Genomic DNA, 20,685 nt, shown 5'->3' on the forward strand with positions numbered 1-20,685 from the left:
CGGCGAGCTCGCGCACCTCGGCGGCGTCCTGCTCGGCCCGCTCGCGGGTGTCCGCGGCGTCCTGCTCGGCGGTGGCCCGCAGCGCGGCGATCTGCTCGGCGGCGGCCTCGTGCAGGCCGGCCACCGACTGGCGGACCTCGGCGGCCTCGTCCTCGGCGGTGGAGACCAGCTCGGCGCCCTCGGCCCGGGCGGCGGCCACCACGTCCTGGCCGTCGGCGCGCGCCTGCTCCAGCTCGGCGGCGGCCTCGGCGCGGATGGCGTCGGCGGTGGCGCGGGCCTCGGACAGCTCCCGGCCGGCCTCGGCCCGGACGGTCTCGGCCTGCTCGTCGGCCAGCGCCAGTTCGGCGGCGGCCTTCTCGCGGGTGGCCTTGGCGTCCTGGGCGGCCTCGGCCCGGCGCTGCTCGGCGGCGGCGCCGGCCTGCTCCAGCAGCTCGTCGGCCTCGGTGCGGTGGTCGGCGGCGTACTGCTCCGCCTCGGTGCGCAGCTCGGTGGCGTGCTGTTCGGCTTCGGTGCGGACGCGGTCGGCGTAGGCCTCGGCACTCTCGCGCTGCTGGGTGGTCTCCTGCTGGGCGAGGGCGCGCAGCTCGGCCGCGGCCCGCTCGGCCTCGGCACGGTGCTCGGCGGCGTACTGCTCCGCCTCGGTGCGGTGGTCGGCGGCGTACTGCTCGGCCTCGGTGCGCAGGTCGGTGGCGTGCTGTTCGGCTTCGGTGCGGACGCGGTCGGCGTAGGCCTCGGCACTCTCGCGCTGCTGGGTGGTCTCCTGCTGGGCGAGGGCGCGCAGCTCGGCCGCGGCCCGCTCCGCCTCGGCACGGTGCTCGGCGGCGTACTGCTCCGCCTCCTCGCGCTGCTCGGCCGTCTCGTGGTCGGCGCTCTCGCGCTGCTCGGCGGCGTACCGGTCGGCGGCCGCGCGGACCTCGGTGCTCTCCCGGGCGGTGCGCTCGGTCAGCTCGGCGGCGCCCTGCTCGGCCTGCTCGCGGGCGGTGCGGGCACCGGCCAGCTGCTCGGCGGTCTCCTCGCGCTCGCGCTGCAGCCCGGCGGCGGCCTCCTCGTACTCGCGCCGGCTCTCCTCGCGCAGCGCGTTCGCGGTGGCCTCGGCCTCGGCCCTCGTGCGGGCGGCCTCGGTGTCGGCCTCGGTGCGCACCCGCTCGGCGTCGGCGACCGCGGCGTCCCGGACGGCGTTCGCCTCGGCCTGGGACTCGGCGGCCAGGGCCTCTGCGGCAGCGGTCGCCGCGGCGCGCACCTGCTGGTCGAACTCGGTTGCGCCGCGCCGGAGTTCGGCGGTCTCCCGCTCGGTGGCGGCGCGGTTCTCGGCGGCCGCGGCCTTGGCGGCGGTCACCGCGTCCTGGCCCTGCTGCTCGGCGGCCGAGGTGATCTTCTCGGCCTCGGTCCGGGCCCGGGCCAGGGTCTGCTCGGCCCGGCCCTGGGTCTCGGCGGCCTGCTCCTGGGCCTGGGTGCGCAGCCGCTCGATCTCCCCGGCGGCACCGGCGCGCAGCTCGTCCGCGTCGGCCTTGGCCTTGGTGAGCAGCTCCTCGGCGTTCTTCGCCGACTCCTCGATCTGCAGCACGGCCTGGCGGCGGGCCTCGCTGCGGGCCCGGTCGGCCTCGGCGGCGGCCTGGGCGCGCAGCTCCTCGGCCTCGGCGCGCAGCCGGGCGGCCTCGTCCTGCATCTGCTCGATCCGCTCGCGGATCGCGGCGGCGTCGTCCAGGGCGGCGTTCTGGGCCTGCTCGACGGCGGCCTGGGCCTGCTCGCGCAGCCGCTGGGCCTCGGCGTGCGCCTCGGCGCGGATCCGCTCGGCCTCGGCGGAGGCCTCGCCGCGGGCGGTCTCGGCGTCCTGGTTGGCCCGGCCGAGCACCTCCTCGGCGGTCTTGGCGGCCTTGGCGAGGTGCACGGTGGCGTCCTTGGCGCCGGCCGCGCGGCCGGCCTCCTCGGCCTCGCCGCGCAGCCGCTGGGCGTCGGCCTCGGCCTGGGCCCGCAGCTCCGCCACGTCCCGGTCGGCCTGGGCGCGCAGCTCGGCGATCGCCGCCTCGGCCTCGGCCTTCAACTGGGCGGCGACCGACTCGGCGGTGGCCCGCAGCCGCTCGCTCTCCTCGGCGGCGGCGGCCTTGGCGGCGTCCGCCTCGGCCTGCCGGGTGGCGGCGTTGCTGCGGATCGCCTCGGCCTCGGCCCGGATGGCCTCGGACTCCTTGGTGGCGTTGGCGACCAGCCGGGCGATCTCGGCCCGGGCGGTCTGCGAGCGCTGCTCGGTGGCGGCCTCACCGTCGGCGACCTTGCGCTCGGCGGCGGCCTCGGCGTCGGCCTGCAACTGCTCGGCGGCCTGCTCGGCCTGGACCCGCAGCTCGGTGGCCTCCCGGCGGGCGCGCTCGGCCTCGGCGATCGCCGCGTCGCGCAGCCGCTCTATCTCGGCCTTCGCGGCGCCCAGCTGCTGCTCGGCGCGGGCCTGCTCGGCGGCGGCCTGCTCCTTGAGCCGGCTGATCTCGGTGTGGGCGACGGCCAGCTGCTGCTCGGCGGCGGCGTGGGCGGCGGCCAGCTCCTGCTGGGCCTGGCCGCGGGCCGCGTCCACGTCGGCGGCGGCCTGGGCACCGGCCTGCTGGGCGTGCTCGGAGGCGGCGCGCAGCAGTCGCTCGGCGTCGTTCTGGGCCTTCTGGAGGGCGGCCTCGGCGGCGGCCTGGGCCTCGCCGCGGGCGGCGTCCACGTCAGCGGCGGTCTGGGCGCGGGCGTGGTCGGAGAGGGCGGCGGCCTCGGCGCGGGCCGCGGCGACCATCCGCTCGGCCTCGGCGCGGGCGTCCTGGAGGAGGCGCTGGGCCTCCTGCTCGGAGCCGGACCGGGTCTGCTCGGCCCAGCCGTTGACGTGCTGCTCGGCGGAGCGGCGCAGCTCGGTGAGCTCGTCCTCCAGCTGGCGGCGGCGTGCGGCGAGCTCGGCCTCCAGCCGGGCGGTGCGCTCGGCGGTCTCGGCCATGATCCGCTGGGTGGCGGCCTGGGAGTCGCGCAGCTGGCGCTCGGCGTCGGCGCGCATCTGCTGGGCCTGCATCTCGGCGGTCCGCAGCATCTGCTCGGCCTGGCCGGAGACGGCGTCGAAGGCGCGCGGCTGGGCGAGCATGCGCCGGGATTCGTGCAGCTTGGCCCGGAGCACCTCCACCTGGTAGGCGAGGTCCTCGGCATGCTCGACTGCTTTGTCCCGCTCCTTCCGAGTCCGACCCATCTCGGCCTCGAACTGGGAGAGGTGATCGTCAACCTCGTAGCGGTCGTTGCCCCGCACTCCGCGGTCCCATCCATCTCCTGGTCGCGTCCTCGACCGGGCCGGTCCCGGCCACCCGTGTCCGGGGTCCTGGTCCGACTGGTCCTTGCATCCGCGCCCACCGGACGACCCGCTGCCAAGCCGGAGCCGTCCGCCGCGGTCGTCGGAGTCCTGGTCGCGGGAGCGCGGACGTGCCGCGTTCCCCCGTCCGGGTGGACTCCTGGGCGAACTCTTGCCTGTGGAGAATGGTGACAGATCCGTCTTGCGACTGTTCAGCCGTGCCCGCGTACTGGACTCCCCTGCGACGGGCCGGCCACCGGAGGGCGGACAGGCCTGTCATCGGCCGTGCCCGTCGCCTCCGTCCCCCGGAGTCTTCGCGCACCTGGGCATTGTAGTGGGCGCGCACCGCGGGGGAATGGCCGCGTGGGGGTTTTCCGGCTGCCGGACCACGTTACTGACGGGTCGCTAGTGCCGAATTCCGGTGTGCCGCCCGGTCCCGGGCGGCACCGGGAGCGGTTCCGAGGTCGTTTCAGTGCCCTTCGTGCTCGCCCGGCTGGGCCGAGGTGACCAGCTCGGTCAGCACGCCGCCGCAGTCCTTGGGGTGCAGGAAGGTGATCCGCGAGCCCATCGAGCCGATCCGCGGCTGGTCGTACAGGACCCGGACGCCCTTGTCGCGGATCGCCTCGGCGTCGCCGTCCACGTCGGCGGTGCCGAAGGCGATGTGGTGCACGCCCTCGCCGTTCTTCTCCAGCCACTTGGCGACGGTGGAGTCCGGGCGGGTGGGCTCCAGCAGCTGGAGGTACGAGGCGCCGCCGTCGTCCGTGCCGTTGATCCGGAGCATGGCCTCGCGGACCCCCTGCTCCTCGTTGACCTCGCTGTGGAACACCTCGAAGCCGTAGGTCGCGCGGTAGAACTCGACCGTCTTGTCGAGGTCTCGGCAGGCGATGCCGATGTGGTCGATGCGGGTCAGCACGGCGCCTCCAGGGGGCGGTGGACGGACAGTGGCACCCAGTGCAGCGTACGGCCCCGAGGCGGCGCCAGTGCCGGACGTGCGAGCCTGCTCACACGCCGGGAATCACCCGGACGTTCACCCGGATCGCATTGACACGGTGTTGACTGGACGGTGCCAGTGCGCTCGATCACACCGTCGCTCCGGTGACGGGCGGAAAACGGGTCAGTACCCTGAGCGCATCCTCACCACCTGGCCACGACGTGCGAAGGGGCCCGTCCCATGACCAACACCACCTCTGTGATCGTTGCCGGTGCGCGGACCCCGATGGGCCGCCTGCTCGGTTCCCTCAAGGGCTTCTCCGGTGCCGACCTCGGCGGCTTCGCGATCAAGGGCGCGCTGGAGCGGGCCGGCATCACGGGTGAGCAGGTCCAGTACGTGATCATGGGCCAGGTGCTGCAGGCCGGCGCCGGCCAGATCCCGGCCCGCCAGGCGGCCGTCAAGGCCGGCATCCCGATGAACGTCCCGGCGCTGACCATCAACAAGGTCTGCCTCTCCGGCCTGGACGCCATCGCCCTGGCCGACCAGCTGATCCGGGCCGGCGAGTTCGACATCGTGGTGGCCGGCGGCCAGGAGTCCATGACCAACGCCCCGCACCTGCTGCCGAAGTCCCGCGAGGGCTACAAGTACGGCGCGGTCGAGGTGCTCGACGCGATGGCGTACGACGGTCTGACCGACGCCTACGAGAACATCCCGATGGGCGAGTCCACCGAGAAGCACAACACCCGCCTGGGCATCGCCCGCGACGTGCAGGACGAGATCGCCGCCGCCTCCCACCAGCGGGCCGCCAAGGCGCAGGCCGACGGCGTCTTCGAGGCTGAGATCGTCCCGGTCGCCATCCCGCAGCGCAGGGGCGAGCCGGTGCTGTTCAGCCAGGACGAGGGCATCCGCGCCGACACCACCGTGGAGGGCCTGGCCAAGCTGCGCCCCGCCTTCACCAAGGACGGCACGATCACCGCCGGCACCTCCTCGCAGATCTCCGACGGCGCCGCCGCCGTGGTCGTGATGAGCAAGGCCAAGGCCGAGGAGCTGGGCCTGACCTGGATCGCCGAGATCGGCGCCCACGGCAACGTGGCCGGCCCGGACAACTCGCTCCAGTCGCAGCCGTCCAACGCGATCAGGCACGCGCTGGGCAAGGAGGGCCTGGAGGTCTCCGACCTCGACCTGATCGAGATCAACGAGGCGTTCGCGGCCGTCGCCCACCAGTCGATGAAGGACCTCGGCGTCTCCGCCGACATCGTCAACGTCAACGGCGGCGCGATCGCGCTCGGCCACCCGATCGGGATGTCCGGTGCCCGCGTGGTGCTGACCCTCGCGCTGGAGCTGCAGCGCCGCGGCGGCGGGGTCGGCGCGGCCGCGCTGTGCGGCGGCGGCGGCCAGGGCGACGCGCTGATCGTGCGCGTGCCGAAGGCCTGATCTGTTCCGACCTCCGGGGCTGTGGACCGCCACAAGTGGTCCGCGGCCCCTTCGGCATCTGCCGTCGTTCGCCGCCGTACGCCGCCGCCACCCGCCGGCATCCGCGCAAGGAGCTCCTGATGATCGATGTCGCCACGCTGGTCGAGCAGGCCCGGGAGGGCCGGCCGCGGGCGGTCGCCCGGCTGATCACGCTGGTCGAGAACGCCGCCCCGCAGCTGCGGGAGGCGATGGCCGCGCTCGCGCCGTACACCGGGCAGGCGTACACGGTGGGCCTGACCGGCTCGCCTGGGGTGGGCAAGTCCACCTCCACCTCGGCGCTGGTCTCCGCCTACCGGCGGCTCGGCAAGCGGGTCGGGGTGCTCGCCGTCGACCCGTCCTCGCCGTTCTCCGGCGGGGCGCTGCTGGGCGACCGGGTCCGGATGCAGGACCACGCGACCGACCCCGAGGTGTTCATCCGCTCGATGGCCACCCGCGGGCACCTGGGCGGGCTGTCCTGGGCGGCGCCGCAGGCGCTGCGGGTGCTGGACGCGGCGGGCTGCGAGGTGATCCTGGTGGAGACCGTCGGCGTGGGCCAGTCCGAGGTCGAGGTCGCCGCCCAGGCGGACACCGCCGTGGTGCTGCTGGCCCCCGGGATGGGCGACGGCATCCAGGCCGCCAAGGCGGGCATCCTGGAGATCGGCGACGTCTTCGTGGTCAACAAGGCCGACCGGGACGGCGCCGACGCCACCGCCCGGGAGCTCAACCACATGCTGGGCCTCGGCGAGGCCCGCGAGGCGGGGGACTGGCGCCCGCCGATCGTGAAGACCGTCGCGGCCCGCGGCGAGGGCGTGGACGAGGTGGTCGAGGCCCTGGAGAAGCACCGCGCCTGGCTGGAGGAGACCGGCGAGCTGGCGGTGCGCCGCCGCCGTCGGGCCGCCCAGGAGATCGAGGCGATCGCGCTGGCCGAGCTGCGCGCCCGGATCGGCGACCTCTCCGGCGACCGCCACCTGGTCGGCCTGGCCGAGCGGGTGGTCAACGGCGAGCTGGACCCGTACGGCGCGGCCGACGAACTGGTCGCGGGCCTGACCACGGGCTGAGCGTCGCGCGCGGGGCCCCGGACCGGGTGCGGTCCGGGGCCCCGCCGCTGTCCGCGGTGCGGCCAGGAGCGGCTACGAGCGGCCGCGGAGGCCGCGGAGGTGGTCGGCGACCGGGGCCAGGGCCTCGTAGAGGGCGTCGAGCTGCTCCGGGGTGAAGCGGTCGATGAAGTGGGCCCGGACGCTGCGCACGTGGTCGGGGGCGACCCGCTGCATGGTCTCCCAGCCCTGCTCGGTGAGGTGGGCGAAGAGGCCGCGGCGGTCACCGGGGCATTCCTGGCGCAGCACCAGCCCGGCGTTCTCCATCCGGGTGATCTGGTGGGAGAGCCGGCTCTTGGACTGGAGGGTGGCGGTGGCGAGGTCCGTCATCCGCATCCGGTGGTCCGGGGCCTCGGAGAGCACGACCAGGATCTCGTAGTCGTTGATCGCCAGGCTGTGGGGCTGGAGCTCGCGGCTGAGCTGGTAGTCCAGCAGCTTGGCGACCTCCAGATGGGCGCGCCACATCCGCTGCTCCCTGGCGGTCAGCCAGGGAGTCTCCTCCTCGGGCTGCGACGGAGGAGTGTCCGCAGTGTCGGTCGTGTGCGTATCCATGGGGTCCAGCATAGCCGATTTAGTTCAATCTTGTACGAGTTTACAGGCCGAAACGCCGCCCGAGTTCGCCCAGGTTACCGAGGCCGGGGGTGTTGGGGTGGTCGCCGGCGTGGCCCGGCTGGTTCGGCACCCCGCCGACCGGGACCCCGGCCTCGGCGTCCACCCGGCCGACCGACCGCTCGGCCAGCAGCGTCTCGCTGGACTGCACCAGCACCTGCCCGGCCCCGATGAACTCGAACTGGTGCTCCTCGCCGGAGGCGCCGCCGATGCCGGTCAGCCGGCGCAGGCCGCCGACCACCCCGTGCAGGTAGTCGTGGTCGTAGTGGTGGCAGGGTGCCGGGCAGTCCGCCCAGCCCACCAGCGCCTGCGGGTCCACCCGGACCGGCGGCTCCACGAAGTGCACCGGCCCGTTGGAGGCGGCGACGAAGCGGCCGGTGCCGATCAGGGTCAGGAAACCCGGGATGATCGACTGTTTGAGCCGCAGCGTCGGGTCGAAGGCGAGCAGGTTGCCGGAGCGGACGGTCAGGTTGCCGTCGTCCAGGTCGTAGGAGTTGAGGTCGAAGGCCCGGTCGGCCAGCAGCAGCCGGCCGGAGCCCTGGGCGACCACCCAGTCCGAGGCGTGCAGCGGCGAGTTGAAGTGCTGGCCGAGCACCCGGTCGACCATCCCGGCGCCGACGCCGCGGAAGGAGATGTCGCCGTAGTAGGCGACCATCTTGCCCTTCTGCAGGAAGTAGGAGCCGTTCAGCTCGACCGCGAAGGCGTACGGGTTGACGTTGTCGTTGGACGGCAGGGTGTGCGCGTCGTACACCACCGGGCCGGAGCCGCCGTGGGCGGTCGGCAGCGGGGCCTGCGCGCCGCCGAACTGCTCCTGGGCGTAGGACTGCTGGGGCTGCTGCGGCTGGGCCTGCGGCTGGTAGGGCGGGGGCGGGGGCGGCGGGTACCCGGCGGCGCGGCCGTAGTCCGGCGGCACCGTGAAACCCGGCTGGGTCGGCTGGTCGTGCGGGGAGCCTCCCCCGTACGGCGGCTGCGGAGGCTGCGGCGGGTGGGACATCAGAGCTTCTCCTCGCTCGCCTGGACGTACGCCGTGCCCTGCCCGGACAGCTCCAGCTGGAACGCCTCGCCCGAGCCGCGGCCGATCATCTCGCGCCAGCCGATCGCCGTGGACAGCTTGTTGCGCACCTCGCCGCGGTGCGCCACGTACGCCTGGGGGTCGACGTGCACCGACTGGCCGGGGGTGATCGGCAGTTCGAAGACGCCGCCGTGGGCCATGACCGCGACCGAGCCGTGGCCCTCCAGTCGGGTGGTGAACAGGCCCTGCCCGCTGACCTGGCCGCGGACCATGCCCATCACCCCGCCCTGCGAGCCGAGGAAGACGGTGGACTGGCGCAGGGTGCCCTCGAAGGCGAGCAGCCGGTCCGCCTCGACGAACAGGGTGTCGCCGACCAGGTCGATCACGTGCACGTGGTGGCCGCCGTGGCCGAACATCACCCGGCCGTGGCCCTCGACCGTCATCAGCGGGGTGTCCTCGTTGGCGACCCGCCGGCCGATCATCGACATCACCCCGCCCTGGCCGCCGGTGATGTTCGGGGTGAAGCGGACGTCCCCGGTGTACCCGAGCATCGCCCCGCGCTGGCTGAACAGCCGCTGGCCGGGCACCACCTGGGCCTCGACCATCTTGCCGTTGATCCGGGTGAAGCCCATCAGACGTCACCCCCGAGGGTGACCTTCTCCGAGGGCTGGACGTACACCAGGCCCTCGCCGGTGAACTCGACCTGCACGGCCTCGCCGCCCCCCTCGCCGATCACCGTGGTCCAGCCCGCGCCCGACTTCACGCTGCGGTGCAGGTTGCCGGTGTGCGCGACGTACGCGCCCGGGTCGACCCGCAGCGGCATGTCCTTGCCGACCCGCAGGATGACGGCCGGCCCGTTGGAGGTGACGGCCGCCCAGCCGTGCCCCTCCACCTTGGTGGTGAAGAGGCCGTTGCCCGAGGAGACGCCGTTCAGCCCGGTGAAGCTGGTGCCGGTGTGCAGCCCGGCCTCGGTGCAGAGCAGGTTGTCCGCCTCGACGTAGAGCGTCTCGCCGTCGAGGCGGACCAGGTTGATCTCGGTGGCCCGGTCGGCGAAGTAGCAGGTGCCCTGCCCCTTCACCTCCATGACCGTCATCCGCTCGCCGGTGAGTCTGCGGGCGACCATGCCGCGCAGCCCGTCCCCGCCGCCGGTCAGTTTCTTGAAGGTCATCTGGCCGGTGTACGCGACCATCGAGCCGTGCCGGGCCTTGACGGCGTCCCCGCCCAACTCGACGGCGAGGACCCTTGATCCCTGGAGTCTGAACTGTGCCACGGCCGCAATCTAGCCGCCGCGGGGGCGGCCGGGCGAGAGGGCCGGGGCGGACCGGTACGGACTCGGGACAATCGTTCGCGTCAGGAGCGTGCGTGCGCCCCGTGGCCGTGGCCCGGGTGCGGGACGGTCCCGGCGGCCTCCTCGACCTCCAGCAGCGAGGCCGAGTGGCGCTCCGCCTCGAAGGCCACCACGCCGCCGCGCAGGCCGAACAGCCGCTTGGAGAGCATGATCCAGAGCACCGCGGCGATGTTCAGCAGCAGGGTGCAGACCTTCACGGCGCTGACGTGCTCGTGCAGCTCGTAGCCCTCCAGCGGGAGGAAGGCGGCGGTGGCGACCACGGTCAGGTACTCGGCCCAGCGCCGGCCCAGCCAGAGGCCGACCGCCTCGACGATCTCGATCAGCGCGTAGGCGATCATCGCGCCCGCGACGACCAGCAGGGTCTTCTTCTGGTAGCCGAAGGTCTTGCGGATGGTCTCGACGATCGGGGCGTGGTCGAGGTCCCAGTGGAAGTGGTCGGTGACCGGCTTGAAGATCGTGAGGTCGTCCTCGAAGATCCGCTGCACGGCCTCCTGGCTGTTGGAGAACTTCCAGACGCCCCAGGCCATCAGGATGATGATCACGCCGCGCAGCACCCGCTCGACGGCCAGGAAGCGCAGGATGAAGAGGTCCCGCAGCGCCTTGCCGCGGGGCACCAGCGGGGCGTCCGCCGCCGGGCCGGAGCCGTGCGGGGCGCCGAGCGCGAAGTCGCCGCAGCGCAGGCAGCGCCAGGCGTCGCCGACGGCGGTGGCGGTGTGCAGCCGGGCGGCCAGCTCGGGCTCGGTCGGCGCGTAGGTGGTGTGGCCGCGCTTGGCGCAGGTCCTGCGGTCCCAGTCACGCTTGAACATGTGGTGCTACCCCCGTGGTGCGATGCCGGTGGCGCCCGGTTCCGTTGGGCGCGCGGGCAGCAGGATAGGGGGTACGGGGGACGCCCTGCTGCGGCCGGCGGGGTTCTGGCGCGCGGCTGTGACATCCGGCACGGTGGCCACCCCCGGCCCGGGGCCCGTACGTGTGCTCGGTGATAATGGCCGGAAGGCTTGTGAGTCGCTTCACAAGCGTGCCCACGCCTCCGACCCCCGTATTGAGGTATCCAACGTGAACAGCAGCGCCGTCCACCGCCTGCGCCTGGTCTCCGCCCCCGAGGCGATCTCCTTCGTCCTGCTGCTGATCTGCTCGGTGCTGAAGCGGACCACGTCCTTCGACGCCGTGCCGGTGATGGGCATGGTCCACGGGGTCCTGTTCGTCCTGTACGTGGTCTTCTGGATCCAGGCCTGGCAGGCGCAGAAGTGGGACGTCAAGCGCGGCGCCCTGCTCTTCGTGCTCTCGGTGCTGCCCTTCGGCGGCTTCTTCGCCGAGCGGATGCTCGGCCGCGAGGAGCGCGGCGAGCTGGAGCCCGCCACCGCCTGATCCCGCTCCGGGTGGACGGCCGACAGGCTGCCACGGCCTCCTCTCCCAAAGGGCCGCGGCAGCCTGTCGCCGTTTCTTACCGGGGATGGCTCGTACGGGGCGCGGTCAGTTGACGTTGACCCCGCTCCAGGCCGCCGCCACCGCCTTGTACTCGGCGCCGTTGGCGCCGTAGAGGTCGGCCGCGGCCTTGAGGCTCGCGGTGCGGGCGGCCTTGTAGTTGGTGGTGGAGGTGAAGTACACGGTCAGCGAGCGGTACCAGATCGCGGCCGCCTTGTCCCGGCCGATGCCGGTGACCTTCGAGCCGTTGGAGGTCGGGCTGTTGTAGTTGTAGCCGTTGATGCTCTTGGCGCCGCTGCCCTCGGAGAGCAGGTAGAAGAAGTGGTTGGCGATGCCGGACGAGTAGTGGACGTCCAGGTTGCCGACGCCGGAGTACCAGGAGTCCGCGGACTTGCCGTCCAGCGAGGGCTTGTCCATGTAGCGCAGCGGCTTGCCGTTGCCGAAGATGTTGATCTTCTCGCCGATCCAGTAGTTCGGCGGGTTCGCCGGCAGGTTGGCGTACCACTCGACCATGGTGCCGAAGATGTCCGAGGTGGCCTCGTTGAGGCCGCCGGACTCGCCGGAGTAGTTGAGGCCCGCGGTGGCGGAGGTGACGCCGTGGGTCATCTCGTGGCCGGAGACGTCGATCGCGGTGAGCGGGTTGGTGTTGCCGTTGCCGTCGCCGTAGGTCATGCAGAAGCAGGAGTCGTTCCAGAACGCGTTGACGTAGTTCGAGCCGTAGTGCACCCGGCTGAGGGCGCCCACGCCGTTGTTCTTGATGCCGTTGCGGCCGAAGGTCTTCTTGTAGAAGTCCCAGGTGGCCGAGGCGCCGAACTGGGCGTCCACGGCGGCCGACTGGCGGTTGGAGGTGAGGCCGTTGCCCCAGGTGTTGCTGGTGGCGGTGAACAGCGAGCCGTTGCCCGAGGTGCCGCCCTTGAGGTCGGTGGTCGACTGGTTGCCCCGGGTGGCGTCCTTGAGCGAGTAGGTCGAACCGCTCTGGGTGGTGGTCAGCGGGACGGTGCCGACGTGGACGCCCTTGCCGCTGCCGGCCGCGGTCTGGACCTCCTCGTGGGTGGAGAGCAGGTCGCCGGTGGCCGCGTCGGTGACCACCTGCTGGCTGCTCGGGGTGCCGTCGGCGCGCTCGCCGCGCACCACCGTGCGGTGGGCCAGCCGCGGGTTGCCGTCGGCGGCCCAGACCACCAGGTCCGTCCGGTCGGTGCCGTCCACCCGGCTGAGCGCGGCCTCGTCGTCGTCGGCGGCCAGGCCGACGGTCGCCCGCACCGCGTCGGTGGCCCGTGCGGCGGCCTGGTCGGCGGACAGGCCGGGGGCCAGGCCGTTCGGCAGGGCGATCCGGCCGTCGAAGGCGCGGTCCACCGAGGCCACCGAGCCGTTCGGGCGCTGGTGGACGACCAGGTCGCCGCCCAGCACCGGCAGGCCGGCGTAGGTGCGCTCGTACCGGAGGTGGCGGGTGCCGTCGGCGTCCACCACGGCGTCCTTGGCGACCAGCCGCTCCTGGGCGCCCAGGGCGAGCGCGCCGGCGAGTGGGGCGCTCTGGCCGGCGGCGATCGCGAGCGGCGCGGACTGCGACAGGTCGGCGGCCTGGGCGGCGGGGAGGGCGGCGATCTGGACGACGCCGGCCAGCAGTGCGGTGGCGGAGAGCACCGCCGGGAGGGTCAACTTTCGCTTCACGTGGGGCAGTTCCTTCCACGGGACCCGCGCGTGCGTGCGGGTGCGCCGCGTACCGGGGCGCCGGGGGTGGCGCCGTTGGGGCGGTAGGGCGCGAACGTGCTGCTCCCGTGCGGCCGCTGACGGTCCGTCGGTCGGGTGGGGGCGACGGATCGTCGGGCGGGAGCTTGGTCATAAGCATGACAATCCGTGGCAGGAAAGGACAGGGCGCCTCCCGGGATTGGCCAGGAGTCGCCAGGGGCGGTGCGGATGGTTCGGTTGCCGTCCACTGTCCGGAATCGTCGGTTCGTCCCGGCTGGCGGGACTCCGCCAACCGGGACCGCTTGACGCGCCGCGGGGCGCGGCGGGCCGGCGGCGAGGGGGCGCGGCGGGCCGGCGGCGGACATGGACGGACGCCCGGGGCCTGCCCTCCAACGGGGCCCCGGGCGTCCAGCTCACCTTCCGCCGGGCGTCACTTCACGTTGACGGCGGTCCAGGTCGCGGCGACGGCGCTGTACTCGGCGCTGGTGGCGCCGTACAGGTCCGCCGCGGCCTTGAGGGTGCCGGTGCGGGCCGCCGCGTAGTTGGTGGTGGAGGTGAAGTAGGTGGTCAGCGCGCGGTACCAGATCTTCGCCGCCTTGTCCCGGCCGATGCCGGAGAGGCTGGAGCCGTTGTACGTCGGGCTGTTGTAGTTGACGCCGTTGATGGTCTTGGCGCCGCTGCCCTCGGACAGCAGGTAGAAGAAGTGGTTGGCGACGCCCGAGGAGTAGTGGACGTCCTTGTTGCCGACCGTGGAGGACCAGTAGTCCGCCGAGGCGCCGTCCTTGGACGGCTGGTCCATGTAGCGCAGCGGCTTGCCGTCACCGTTGATGTTGATCTGCTCGCCGATGAGGTAGTCCGGCTTGTCGGAGGGCAGGTTGGCGTACCACTCGACCATCGTGCCGAAGATGTCCGAGGTGGCCTCGTTGAGGCCGCCGGACTCACCGGAGTAGTTGAGGCCGGCGGTGGCGGAGGTGACGCCGTGGCTCATCTCGTGGCCGGCCACGTCCAGCGCGGTGAGCGGGTGGGTGTTGCCCGAGCCGTCGCCGTACGTCATGCAGAAGCAGGAGTCGTCCCAGAACGCGTTCACGTAGTTGGAGCCGTAGTGGACCCGGCTGGCGGCGCCGACGCCGTTGTTCTTGATGCCGTTGCGGCCGAAGGTGTTCTTGTAGAAGTCCCAGGTGACCGCGGCGCCGTACTGGGCGTCCACGGCGGCGGACTCCGCGTTGGAGGCCAGGCCGTTGCCGAAGCTGTTGGTGGTGTTGGCGACCAGGGTGCCGGAGCCGGAGGTCTTGCCCTTGAGGGTGTAGGTCGCCTGGCCGCCGCGGGTGGCGTCCTTGAGCTGGTAGGAGCTGCCGCTCTGGGTGGTGGTCAGCGGGACGGTGCCGACGAAGACGCCCTTGCCGGTGCCGGCGGCGGTCTGCACCTCCTCGTGGGTGGACAGCACCTGGCCGCTCGCCGCGTCGGTGACCAGCAGCTGGCGGCTCGGGGTGCCGTCGGCGCGCTCGCCCTCGACCGTGGTGCGGTACGCCAGGCGCGGGCTGCCGTCGGTGGCCCAGACCACCAGCTCGGCCTTGCCGGTCTGGTGCACCGCCGTCAGCGGCGCCTCGTCCTCGTCGACGGTGATGCCGACGGTGGACTGCACGGCGCCGGTGGCCTGGGCGGCCGCCTTGTCCGCGGGGATCTGCGGGGTGAGGCTGGGCAGCGCGAGCTTGGCGCCGACGGCCTTGTCCACGGCGGTGGTGGTGCCGTCCGCCTTCTGGTGCACGACCAGGTCGCCGCCGAGGACGGGGAGCCCGGCGAGGGTGCGCTCGTAGCGGAGGTGGCGGGTGCCGTCGGCGTCCACCACGACGTCCTTGGCCACCAGCTGCTCCTGGCCGCCGAGGGACAGGGCGTGGGCGACCTTGCCGGACTGGCCGTTCGCCTGGGCGAGCAGGGCGGCGAGCTGCTGGGAGCTGCCGGCCTGCGGGGCGGGGTCGGCCTGGGCCGCGCCGGCCTGGACGACACCGGTGAGCAGAGCGGTGGCGGAGAGTACGGCGACTGCGGCGAGCTTTCGCTTCACGGACGAGTCCTTCCGGGAAACCGCGTGTGGGCGCGGTCGCGCCGCGTCCCGGGGGGCCGGGTTCGGCACCTTCGGGGCGGGACGGGCGCTGACGTGCGAGGACCCCGAACGGTCGTGCGGCTGCCACCGGTTGGGTGGGGGTGGTGGCGGTCGAACGGGGTTGGCGGAAAGCATGACAATCGAGCAAATCAAATGACAGGTCTTCCTCATGAATTGGCCAAGTCCCGCCAAGACGAAGGAATGTGAACGGGCGGACAAAGGGGGCGTTCCGCCCCGACTTTCAGCGGGTTCCGGTCCGAACCGAGGCCTGCTAGCGGGGCGTTCGGGCGTTCGATGGTCAACCCCGTTGTGCCGGGCGGCTGTTGCCCGCAGTTCACACCGACGCAATGTCCAGGTATGGACCTGGCCGTCCGATTGGCGGGATCCCGCCACGCGTCGCGCTTGTCCACCATCAGGACGGCTGGTAGCACACGTCCCGTCCGCCGGTACGGTAAGGAGGTGGCCAAGCCCCTCGCACTCGACTTCGACCCGATCGCCCGCGCCGACGAACTGTGGGCCCGCCGCTGGGGCACCGTGCCCTCGATGGCGGCGATCACCTCGATCATGCGCGCCCACCAGATCCTGCTGTCCCGGGTCGACGCGGTGCTCAAGCCGTACGGACTGACCTTCGCCCGGTACGAGGCGCTGGTGCTGCTGACCTTCAGCCGGACCGGCGAGCTCTCGCTCTCCAAGATCGGCGAGCGGCTGATGGTCCACCCGACCAGCGTCACCAACACCGTCGACCGCCTGGAGCGGGCCGGCCTGGTCGCCCGCCGCCCCAACCCGCTGGACGGCCGCGGGGTGCTCGCCGCGATCACCGGGCGCGGCCGCGAGGTGGTCGAGGAGGCCACCCGGGAGCTGATGTCGATGGAGTTCGGGCTGGAGGAGTACGGCCCCGAGCAGTGCCGGCAGGTCTTCGAACTGCTCAGGCCGCTGCGGATCGCGGCGGGCGACTTCGCCGAGCCGGACGAGGGGGCTGCGGAAGGGCGGCCGTGAGGGCGGCTACCCTCGTGGGAGCGGTGCGCGGATCCGGGCGTACCGGCCGAAAAAGCCGAGCGAGGCGAGGAAGAGTATGAAGGCGACCCCCCTGCTGGGCTGGTACCGCGGCCTGGCCATTGCGACCGGTGTGGCACTCCTGGTGTTCTGCGGCTTCATGGTCGCGAAGTACGGGTTCAGCACCGCCGAGGACCTGACCACCTACGTCGCGATGCTGCACGGCTACCTGTACATCGGGTACTTCGTGGTGACCTTCCTGCTCGGGCAGAAGCTCAAGTGGCCGCTCGGCCGCCTGGTGCTGACCCTGGCGGCGGGCTGCATCCCGTTCCTCTCCTTCGTCTTCGAGCGCCGGGTGGCCCGCGAGGCCGCCGAGCAGCTGCCGGCGGGCGGCGCCCGTCAGCCGGCCGGCGTCTGAGCCGCCCGCGCCACGAGCACGCGCCACGAGCACGCGCCACGAGGGCGCCCCTTCCCCGAGCGGGGGAGGGGCGCCCTCGGCGCATCCGGGTCCGACCGGGCCGGGTCGTTCCCGGCCGCTGCCGTTTCCGCGGGCGGGGCTCCATCGACAAGTACTAGGACGTCCGAGTAAATTAGTAGGACGTCCTAATAGCTGTGCCGCCCGGTGCCGTGGCGGCCGTACGGAGCGGAGTTCGGCCCATGGACGCCGAGGAGATCGAGCGCGGACGGCAGCGCTGGCAGCAGCGGTACGACAAGGCCCGCAAGCGCGACGCGGACTTCACCACCCTCTCCGGCGACGAGGTCGAGCCGGTCTACGGCCCGGCGCCCGGGCAGCCCGTCGAGGGCTTCGAGCGGATCGGCTGGCCCGGCGAGTACCCGTTCACCCGCGGCCTGCACCCCACCGGCTACCGCGGTCGCACCTGGACCATCCGGCAGTTCGCCGGCTTCGGCAACGCCCAGCAGACCAACGAGCGCTACCGGATGATCCTGGACGCGGGCGGCGGCGGCCTCTCGGTCGCCTTCGACATGCCCACCCTGATGGGGTACGACTCGGACGACCCCAAGTCGCTCGGCGAGGTCGGCCACTGCGGCGTCGCCATCGACACGGCCGCCGACATGGAGGTGCTGTTCGCCGGCATCCCGCTCGGCGAGGTCACCACCTCGATGACGATCAGCGGCCCGGCCGTCCCGATCTTCTGCATGTACCTGGTCGCCGCCGAGCGCCAGGGCGTGGACCCGGCGGTGCTCAACGGCACCCTGCAGACCGACATCTTCAAGGAGTACATCGCCCAGAAGGAGTGGCTGTTCGCCCCCGAGCCGCACCTGCGCCTGATCGGCGACCTGATGGAGCACTGCGCCCGGGGCATCCCGGCGTACAAGCCGCTCTCCGTCTCGGGCTACCACATCCGCGAGGCCGGGGCGACGGCCGCGCAGGAGCTGGCGTACACCCTCGCGGACGGCTTCGCCTACGTCGAACTGGGCCTGTCCCGCGGCCTGGACGTGGACGTCTTCGCGCCCGGCCTGTCCTTCTTCTTCGACGCCCACCTGGACTTCTTCGAGGAGATCGCCAAGTTCCGCGCCGCGCGCCGGATCTGGGCCCGCTGGATGCGCGACCGCTTCGGCGCGAAGACCGACAAGGCGCAGTGGCTGCGCTTCCACACCCAGACCGCCGGCGTCTCGCTCACCGCGCAGCAGCCGTACAACAACGTGGTGCGCACCGCGGTCGAGGCGCTCTCCGCGGTGCTCGGCGGCACCAACTCGCTGCACACCAACGCGCTGGACGAGACCCTGGCGCTGCCCTCCGAGCAGGCCGCCGAGATCGCGCTGCGCACCCAGCAGGTGCTGATGGAGGAGACCGGCGTCACCAACGTGGCCGACCCGCTGGGCGGTTCCTGGTACGTCGAGGCGCTGACCGACCGGATCGAGCAGCAGGCCGAGGCGATCTTCCGGCGGATCCTGGACAAGGGCCGGGAGGACCACGAGATCGGCCCGATCACCTCCGGCATCCTGCGCGGCATCGAGGAGGGCTGGTTCACCGGCGAGATCGCCGAGGCGGCCTTCCAGTACCAGCAGTCGGTGGAGAAGGGGGACAAGCGCGTGGTCGGCGTCAACTGCCACCCGCGCAGCGTCACCCCCGACCTGGAGATCCTGCGGGTCAGCCACGAGGTCGAGCGCGAGCAGGTGCGGGTGCTGGGCGAGCGCAAGGCGGCCCGGGACGAGGCGGCGGTGCGGGCCGGGCTGGACGCCATGCTGGCGGCGGCCCGCTCGGGCGAGTCGATGATCCCGCCGATGCTGGACGCGGTGCGCGCCGAGGCGACCCTGGGCGAGATCTGCAACGCGCTGCGGCAGGAGTGGGGGACGTACCAGGAGAACGCGGCCTTCTGACCCGCTGAGCACCCGAGCCGCCGTACGGAGGTCCGTACGGCGGCTCCGGCGTGCCGTCAGCCGATGATCAGCGGTCCGAGCAGCAGGTCGATGAAGCGGCGGGTCCACGCGGGGGTGATCGGCTCGCCGCTGACCAGCACGCGGTGCTCGACGGTGCCGGCGATGGTGTCGAAGATGATGTCGACCTCCTCGCAGGCCGAGGCGGTGTCGGTGTCCGCCTCCAGTTCGCCGCGCGCCTGGGCGGCCGCCCGGCCCTGCCGGACCAGCCGCTTCTGCGGGTCCACGATGGCCTCCCGGATCCGGCGGCGCAGCTGGGGGTCCCGGGTGCCCTCGGCGAACAGGGCGAGCAGCGCGGCCTGGGTCTCCGGGCGGGCCAGCAGGTCGGCGAACTGGCCGACCACGGCCTCGATGTCGGCCCGCAGGCTGCCGAGGTCGGGCATCACCAGCTCGTCGAAGAGGCTGGCGACGGCGTCGACCACCAGCTCGTTCTTGGAGGGCCAGCGCCGGTAGAGCGTGGTCTTGGCGACCCCGGCCCGGCTCGCGACGTGGCCCATGGTCAGTCCGCCCCAGCCGAGTTCGGCGAGGGCCTCGCGGGTGGCGTCGAGGATCGCGAGGTCGGCGGCGGCGCTGCGCGGGCGGCCCTTGGCCCGGACGGCGCCCTCCCGGGCGGTGCCCTCCCGAGCGGAGCCGTCCCGGACGGTGTCGTCCGGTCTCACGGAGGGCTGGGCGGCCGGCACCGGGCCTCCTTGCGATCTACTGGTAAGTAACCTGGGTGGGGCTGGTAACGGTAGCGACTGTTCGCCGATTCGGGCAGCCGGGCGGACCGTGAAAGTGGGGCAGCTCACGTCCCCGAACCGCCGGTGGGGCTTGCGGCCGGGGCACCGGCTCCAGTTACGCTACGACCTGTAGCGAAAGCAGTGACAACCAGGCGCCGATCCCGTGGGACGGGGCGGCGCGGGTGCGGGTGGGGATCCGCGCCGAACGGTTCAGGCTACCGGGGGAAGGGCGCACCGACCGGGAACCCGCACCGCGCAGCCCGCGCGGGGCGACTTTCCGGAGGTTGGTGCCCGCGAGCAGTACGGACGGGGGAGGATGGTGCCATGCAGCCACGGAATTCGCGTCTCAACAGCTCCTCCCTGCGCGGTGCGGTCGACCTCGCCGCGGTGAAGGCGGCCGGTGAGGCCGCCCAGAAGGCCGAGCAGGCCCGGGCCGAGCGGGCCCGTCAGGCGGCCGCCGCCGAAGCGGACGGAGTCGCCGCCCCCCAGCCCGCCTACCCGCTCGTCATCGACGTCACCGAGGACACCTTCGAGACCGAGGTCGTCCAGCGCTCCGCCGAGGTGCCGGTCGTCATCGACTTCTGGGCCGAGTGGTGCGGGCCCTGCAAGCAGCTCAGCCCGATCCTGGAGGGCCTGGCCGAGGAGTACGCCGGCCGCTTCGTGCTCGCCAAGATCGACGTGGACGCCAACCAGCTGATCGCCCAGCAGTTCGGCATCCAGGGCATCCCGGCCGTGATGGCCGTGGTGGCCGGTCAGCTGGTGCCGCTGTTCCAGGGCGCGGAGAGCGCCGCCAACGTCCGCAAGGTGCTGGACCAGCTGATCCTGGTCGCCGAGCAGCGCTTCGGCATCTCCGGCGGCGCGGTCGTCCCGGGCGAGGCCGACGACGCCGCGGTGCAGCGGCCGGCGGACCCGGCGCTGGCCGCCGCGCACGACGCGCTGGACGCCGGCGACCTGAGCGGCGCCGTCCAGGCGTACCGGAACGTGCTGGTCGACCAGCCGGGTAACACCGAGGCCAAGCTGGGCCTGGCGCAGGCCGAGCTGCTCCACCGGGTCGAGGGCCTGGACCTCCAGTCGGTCCGGGCGGCCGCCGCCGCCGACCCGAAGGACGTCGCCGTCCAGCTGCAGGCCGCTGACCTGGACCTGGTGGGCGGTCACGTCGAGGACGCCTTCGGGCGCCTGGTGGACACCGTCGGCCGGACCTTCGGCGAGGACCGGGACACCGCCCGGCTGCGCCTGCTGGAGCTGTTCGAGGTGATCGGCCCGGAGGACCCGCGGGTGGTCGTGGCCCGTGCGGCGCTGGCCCGCGTGCTGTTCTGAGCCGCGTGCTGTTCTGAGCCCGCCGTTCCGAGCCGCTCCCGCGGCGGCCCGGCCCCGGTGCTGGCACCGGGTGCCTGGCACCTCGGATGACCTGCGGTGTCGCCTGGTGATTTGGCGACAATCCGGTCAACCGGACAGAGGTTTACCAAATCTTGATTTCACCCGTGGGTGGTCACTTTCCGTGACCACCCACGGGTGTTTCGTTCCTGTTTCCGGCAGATTTCGCCGTCACGTTTCCTTCAACACGTCACGCACGGTGCAACTCGGGTCAATTCCATGATCAATGCCACCTGGTGTTGCATTACCCGT

Annotated in this window: 17 protein-coding genes; 7 read left to right on the forward strand and 10 right to left on the reverse strand. The window is 72.8% G+C overall.

Annotated elements, in window-relative coordinates; translation table 11 throughout:
* A partial coding sequence (locus tag ACFY2K_RS03040) for a hypothetical protein (RefSeq protein WP_387709338.1) occupies window positions 1–3,256 on the reverse strand: 3,256 nt, incomplete at its 3' end.
* 508 nt (window positions 3,257–3,764) lie between these two features.
* Entirely contained in the window at window positions 3,765–4,208 is a 444-nt protein-coding gene (mce, locus tag ACFY2K_RS03045; protein ID WP_375892942.1) for a methylmalonyl-CoA epimerase, read from the reverse strand.
* Between the two features lie 258 nt (window positions 4,209–4,466).
* Here mce and ACFY2K_RS03050 point away from each other — a divergent pair, with 258 nt between their 5' ends.
* Together ACFY2K_RS03050 and meaB are read left to right on the forward strand one after the other, a co-directional pair.
* Window positions 4,467–5,660: an acetyl-CoA C-acetyltransferase gene (locus tag ACFY2K_RS03050; RefSeq protein ID WP_375892941.1), complete on the forward strand. Its 1,194-nt coding sequence runs from the start codon at window positions 4,467–4,469 to the stop codon at window positions 5,658–5,660.
* A 119-nt stretch (window positions 5,661–5,779) separates the two neighbouring features.
* Window positions 5,780–6,736 (forward strand): methylmalonyl Co-A mutase-associated GTPase MeaB, encoded by a 957-nt coding sequence (meaB, locus tag ACFY2K_RS03055; protein ID WP_387709341.1) that lies wholly within the window; start codon window positions 5,780–5,782, stop codon window positions 6,734–6,736.
* 72 nt (window positions 6,737–6,808) lie between these two features.
* On the opposite strand, the gene ACFY2K_RS03060 is transcribed toward meaB, so the two are convergent.
* From ACFY2K_RS03060 to ACFY2K_RS03080, 5 genes are all read right to left on the reverse strand, one after another.
* A complete protein-coding gene (locus ACFY2K_RS03060; protein WP_375891481.1) occupies window positions 6,809–7,324 on the reverse strand; it encodes a MarR family winged helix-turn-helix transcriptional regulator in 516 nt (171 codons plus the stop codon).
* Between the two features lie 40 nt (window positions 7,325–7,364).
* Window positions 7,365–8,165: an AIM24 family protein gene (locus ACFY2K_RS03065; protein WP_375891555.1), complete on the reverse strand. Its 801-nt coding sequence runs from the start codon at window positions 8,163–8,165 to the stop codon at window positions 7,365–7,367.
* 209 nt (window positions 8,166–8,374) lie between these two features.
* Window positions 8,375–9,025, reverse strand: a complete 651-nt coding sequence (locus ACFY2K_RS03070) for an AIM24 family protein (protein WP_380396786.1) — start codon at window positions 9,023–9,025, stop codon at window positions 8,375–8,377.
* On the reverse strand, window positions 9,025–9,663 hold the full coding sequence (locus ACFY2K_RS03075; protein ID WP_375891483.1) for an AIM24 family protein: 639 nt from the start codon (window positions 9,661–9,663) through the stop codon (window positions 9,025–9,027). Before ACFY2K_RS03075 ends, ACFY2K_RS03070 begins: the two co-directional genes overlap by 1 nt.
* Window positions 9,664–9,743: 80 nt before the next feature.
* Window positions 9,744–10,547 (reverse strand): DUF2127 domain-containing protein, encoded by an 804-nt coding sequence (locus ACFY2K_RS03080; protein ID WP_380639542.1) that lies wholly within the window; start codon window positions 10,545–10,547, stop codon window positions 9,744–9,746.
* Between the two features lie 247 nt (window positions 10,548–10,794).
* On the opposite strand from ACFY2K_RS03080, the gene ACFY2K_RS03085 reads away from it, so the two are divergent.
* Window positions 10,795–11,106 (forward strand): DUF3817 domain-containing protein, encoded by a 312-nt coding sequence (locus ACFY2K_RS03085; RefSeq protein WP_375891485.1) that lies wholly within the window; start codon window positions 10,795–10,797, stop codon window positions 11,104–11,106.
* Between the two features lie 105 nt (window positions 11,107–11,211).
* Here ACFY2K_RS03085 and ACFY2K_RS03090 read toward each other — a convergent pair whose 3' ends face one another.
* On the reverse strand, window positions 11,212–12,831 hold the full coding sequence (locus tag ACFY2K_RS03090; protein ID WP_380586803.1) for a M4 family metallopeptidase: 1,620 nt from the start codon (window positions 12,829–12,831) through the stop codon (window positions 11,212–11,214).
* 448 nt (window positions 12,832–13,279) lie between these two features.
* Entirely contained in the window at window positions 13,280–14,908 is a 1,629-nt protein-coding gene (locus tag ACFY2K_RS03095) for a M4 family metallopeptidase (RefSeq protein WP_380521977.1), read from the reverse strand.
* Window positions 14,909–15,406: 498 nt separating this feature from the next.
* On the opposite strand from ACFY2K_RS03095, the gene ACFY2K_RS03100 reads away from it, so the two are divergent.
* The 3 genes from ACFY2K_RS03100 (at window position 15,407) to ACFY2K_RS03110 (ending at window position 18,283) form a co-directional block, all read left to right on the forward strand.
* Window positions 15,407–15,943: a MarR family winged helix-turn-helix transcriptional regulator gene (locus ACFY2K_RS03100; protein ID WP_387709344.1), complete on the forward strand. Its 537-nt coding sequence runs from the start codon at window positions 15,407–15,409 to the stop codon at window positions 15,941–15,943.
* A 76-nt stretch (window positions 15,944–16,019) separates the two neighbouring features.
* Window positions 16,020–16,358 (forward strand): DUF3817 domain-containing protein, encoded by a 339-nt coding sequence (locus ACFY2K_RS03105; protein ID WP_375891489.1) that lies wholly within the window; start codon window positions 16,020–16,022, stop codon window positions 16,356–16,358.
* Between the two features lie 239 nt (window positions 16,359–16,597).
* The gene (locus tag ACFY2K_RS03110; protein ID WP_375891490.1) at window positions 16,598–18,283 is read left to right on the forward strand and encodes a methylmalonyl-CoA mutase; all 1,686 of its coding nucleotides are present in this window, start codon (window positions 16,598–16,600) and stop codon (window positions 18,281–18,283) included.
* A 56-nt stretch (window positions 18,284–18,339) separates the two neighbouring features.
* Here the strand turns inward: ACFY2K_RS03110 and ACFY2K_RS03115 are convergent, their stop codons facing one another.
* Window positions 18,340–18,891, reverse strand: a complete 552-nt coding sequence (locus tag ACFY2K_RS03115; protein ID WP_380522065.1) for a TetR/AcrR family transcriptional regulator — start codon at window positions 18,889–18,891, stop codon at window positions 18,340–18,342.
* Window positions 18,892–19,383: 492 nt separating this feature from the next.
* Between ACFY2K_RS03115 and ACFY2K_RS03120 the strand changes: the two genes are divergently transcribed.
* Window positions 19,384–20,376, forward strand: coding sequence for a tetratricopeptide repeat protein (locus tag ACFY2K_RS03120; RefSeq protein ID WP_387709347.1), 993 nt, complete (start codon window positions 19,384–19,386; stop codon window positions 20,374–20,376).
* The last annotated feature ends 309 nt before the right edge of the window (window positions 20,377–20,685 follow it).

It is taken from the genome of Kitasatospora sp. NPDC001309, assembly GCF_042896295.1.
Lineage (GTDB): Bacteria > Actinomycetota > Actinomycetes > Streptomycetales > Streptomycetaceae > Kitasatospora.

What these genes read in the sequence shown, in the direction of transcription:
- ACFY2K_RS03050 (WP_375892941.1), top strand. Translation starts at nt 4,467, where the DNA reads ATGACCAACACCACCTCTGTGATCGTTGCCGGTGCGCGGACCCCGATG.
- meaB (WP_387709341.1), top strand. Translation starts at nt 5,780, where the DNA reads ATGATCGATGTCGCCACGCTGGTCGAGCAGGCCCGGGAGGGCCGGCCG.
- ACFY2K_RS03060 (WP_375891481.1), bottom strand. Translation starts at nt 7,324, where the DNA reads ATGGATACGCACACGACCGACACTGCGGACACTCCTCCGTCGCAGCCC.
- ACFY2K_RS03070 (WP_380396786.1), bottom strand. Translation starts at nt 9,025, where the DNA reads ATGGGCTTCACCCGGATCAACGGCAAGATGGTCGAGGCCCAGGTGGTG.
- ACFY2K_RS03080 (WP_380639542.1), bottom strand. Translation starts at nt 10,547, where the DNA reads ATGTTCAAGCGTGACTGGGACCGCAGGACCTGCGCCAAGCGCGGCCAC.
- ACFY2K_RS03105 (WP_375891489.1), top strand. Translation starts at nt 16,020, where the DNA reads ATGAAGGCGACCCCCCTGCTGGGCTGGTACCGCGGCCTGGCCATTGCG.
- ACFY2K_RS03110 (WP_375891490.1), top strand. Translation starts at nt 16,598, where the DNA reads ATGGACGCCGAGGAGATCGAGCGCGGACGGCAGCGCTGGCAGCAGCGG.
- ACFY2K_RS03120 (WP_387709347.1), top strand. Translation starts at nt 19,384, where the DNA reads ATGCAGCCACGGAATTCGCGTCTCAACAGCTCCTCCCTGCGCGGTGCG.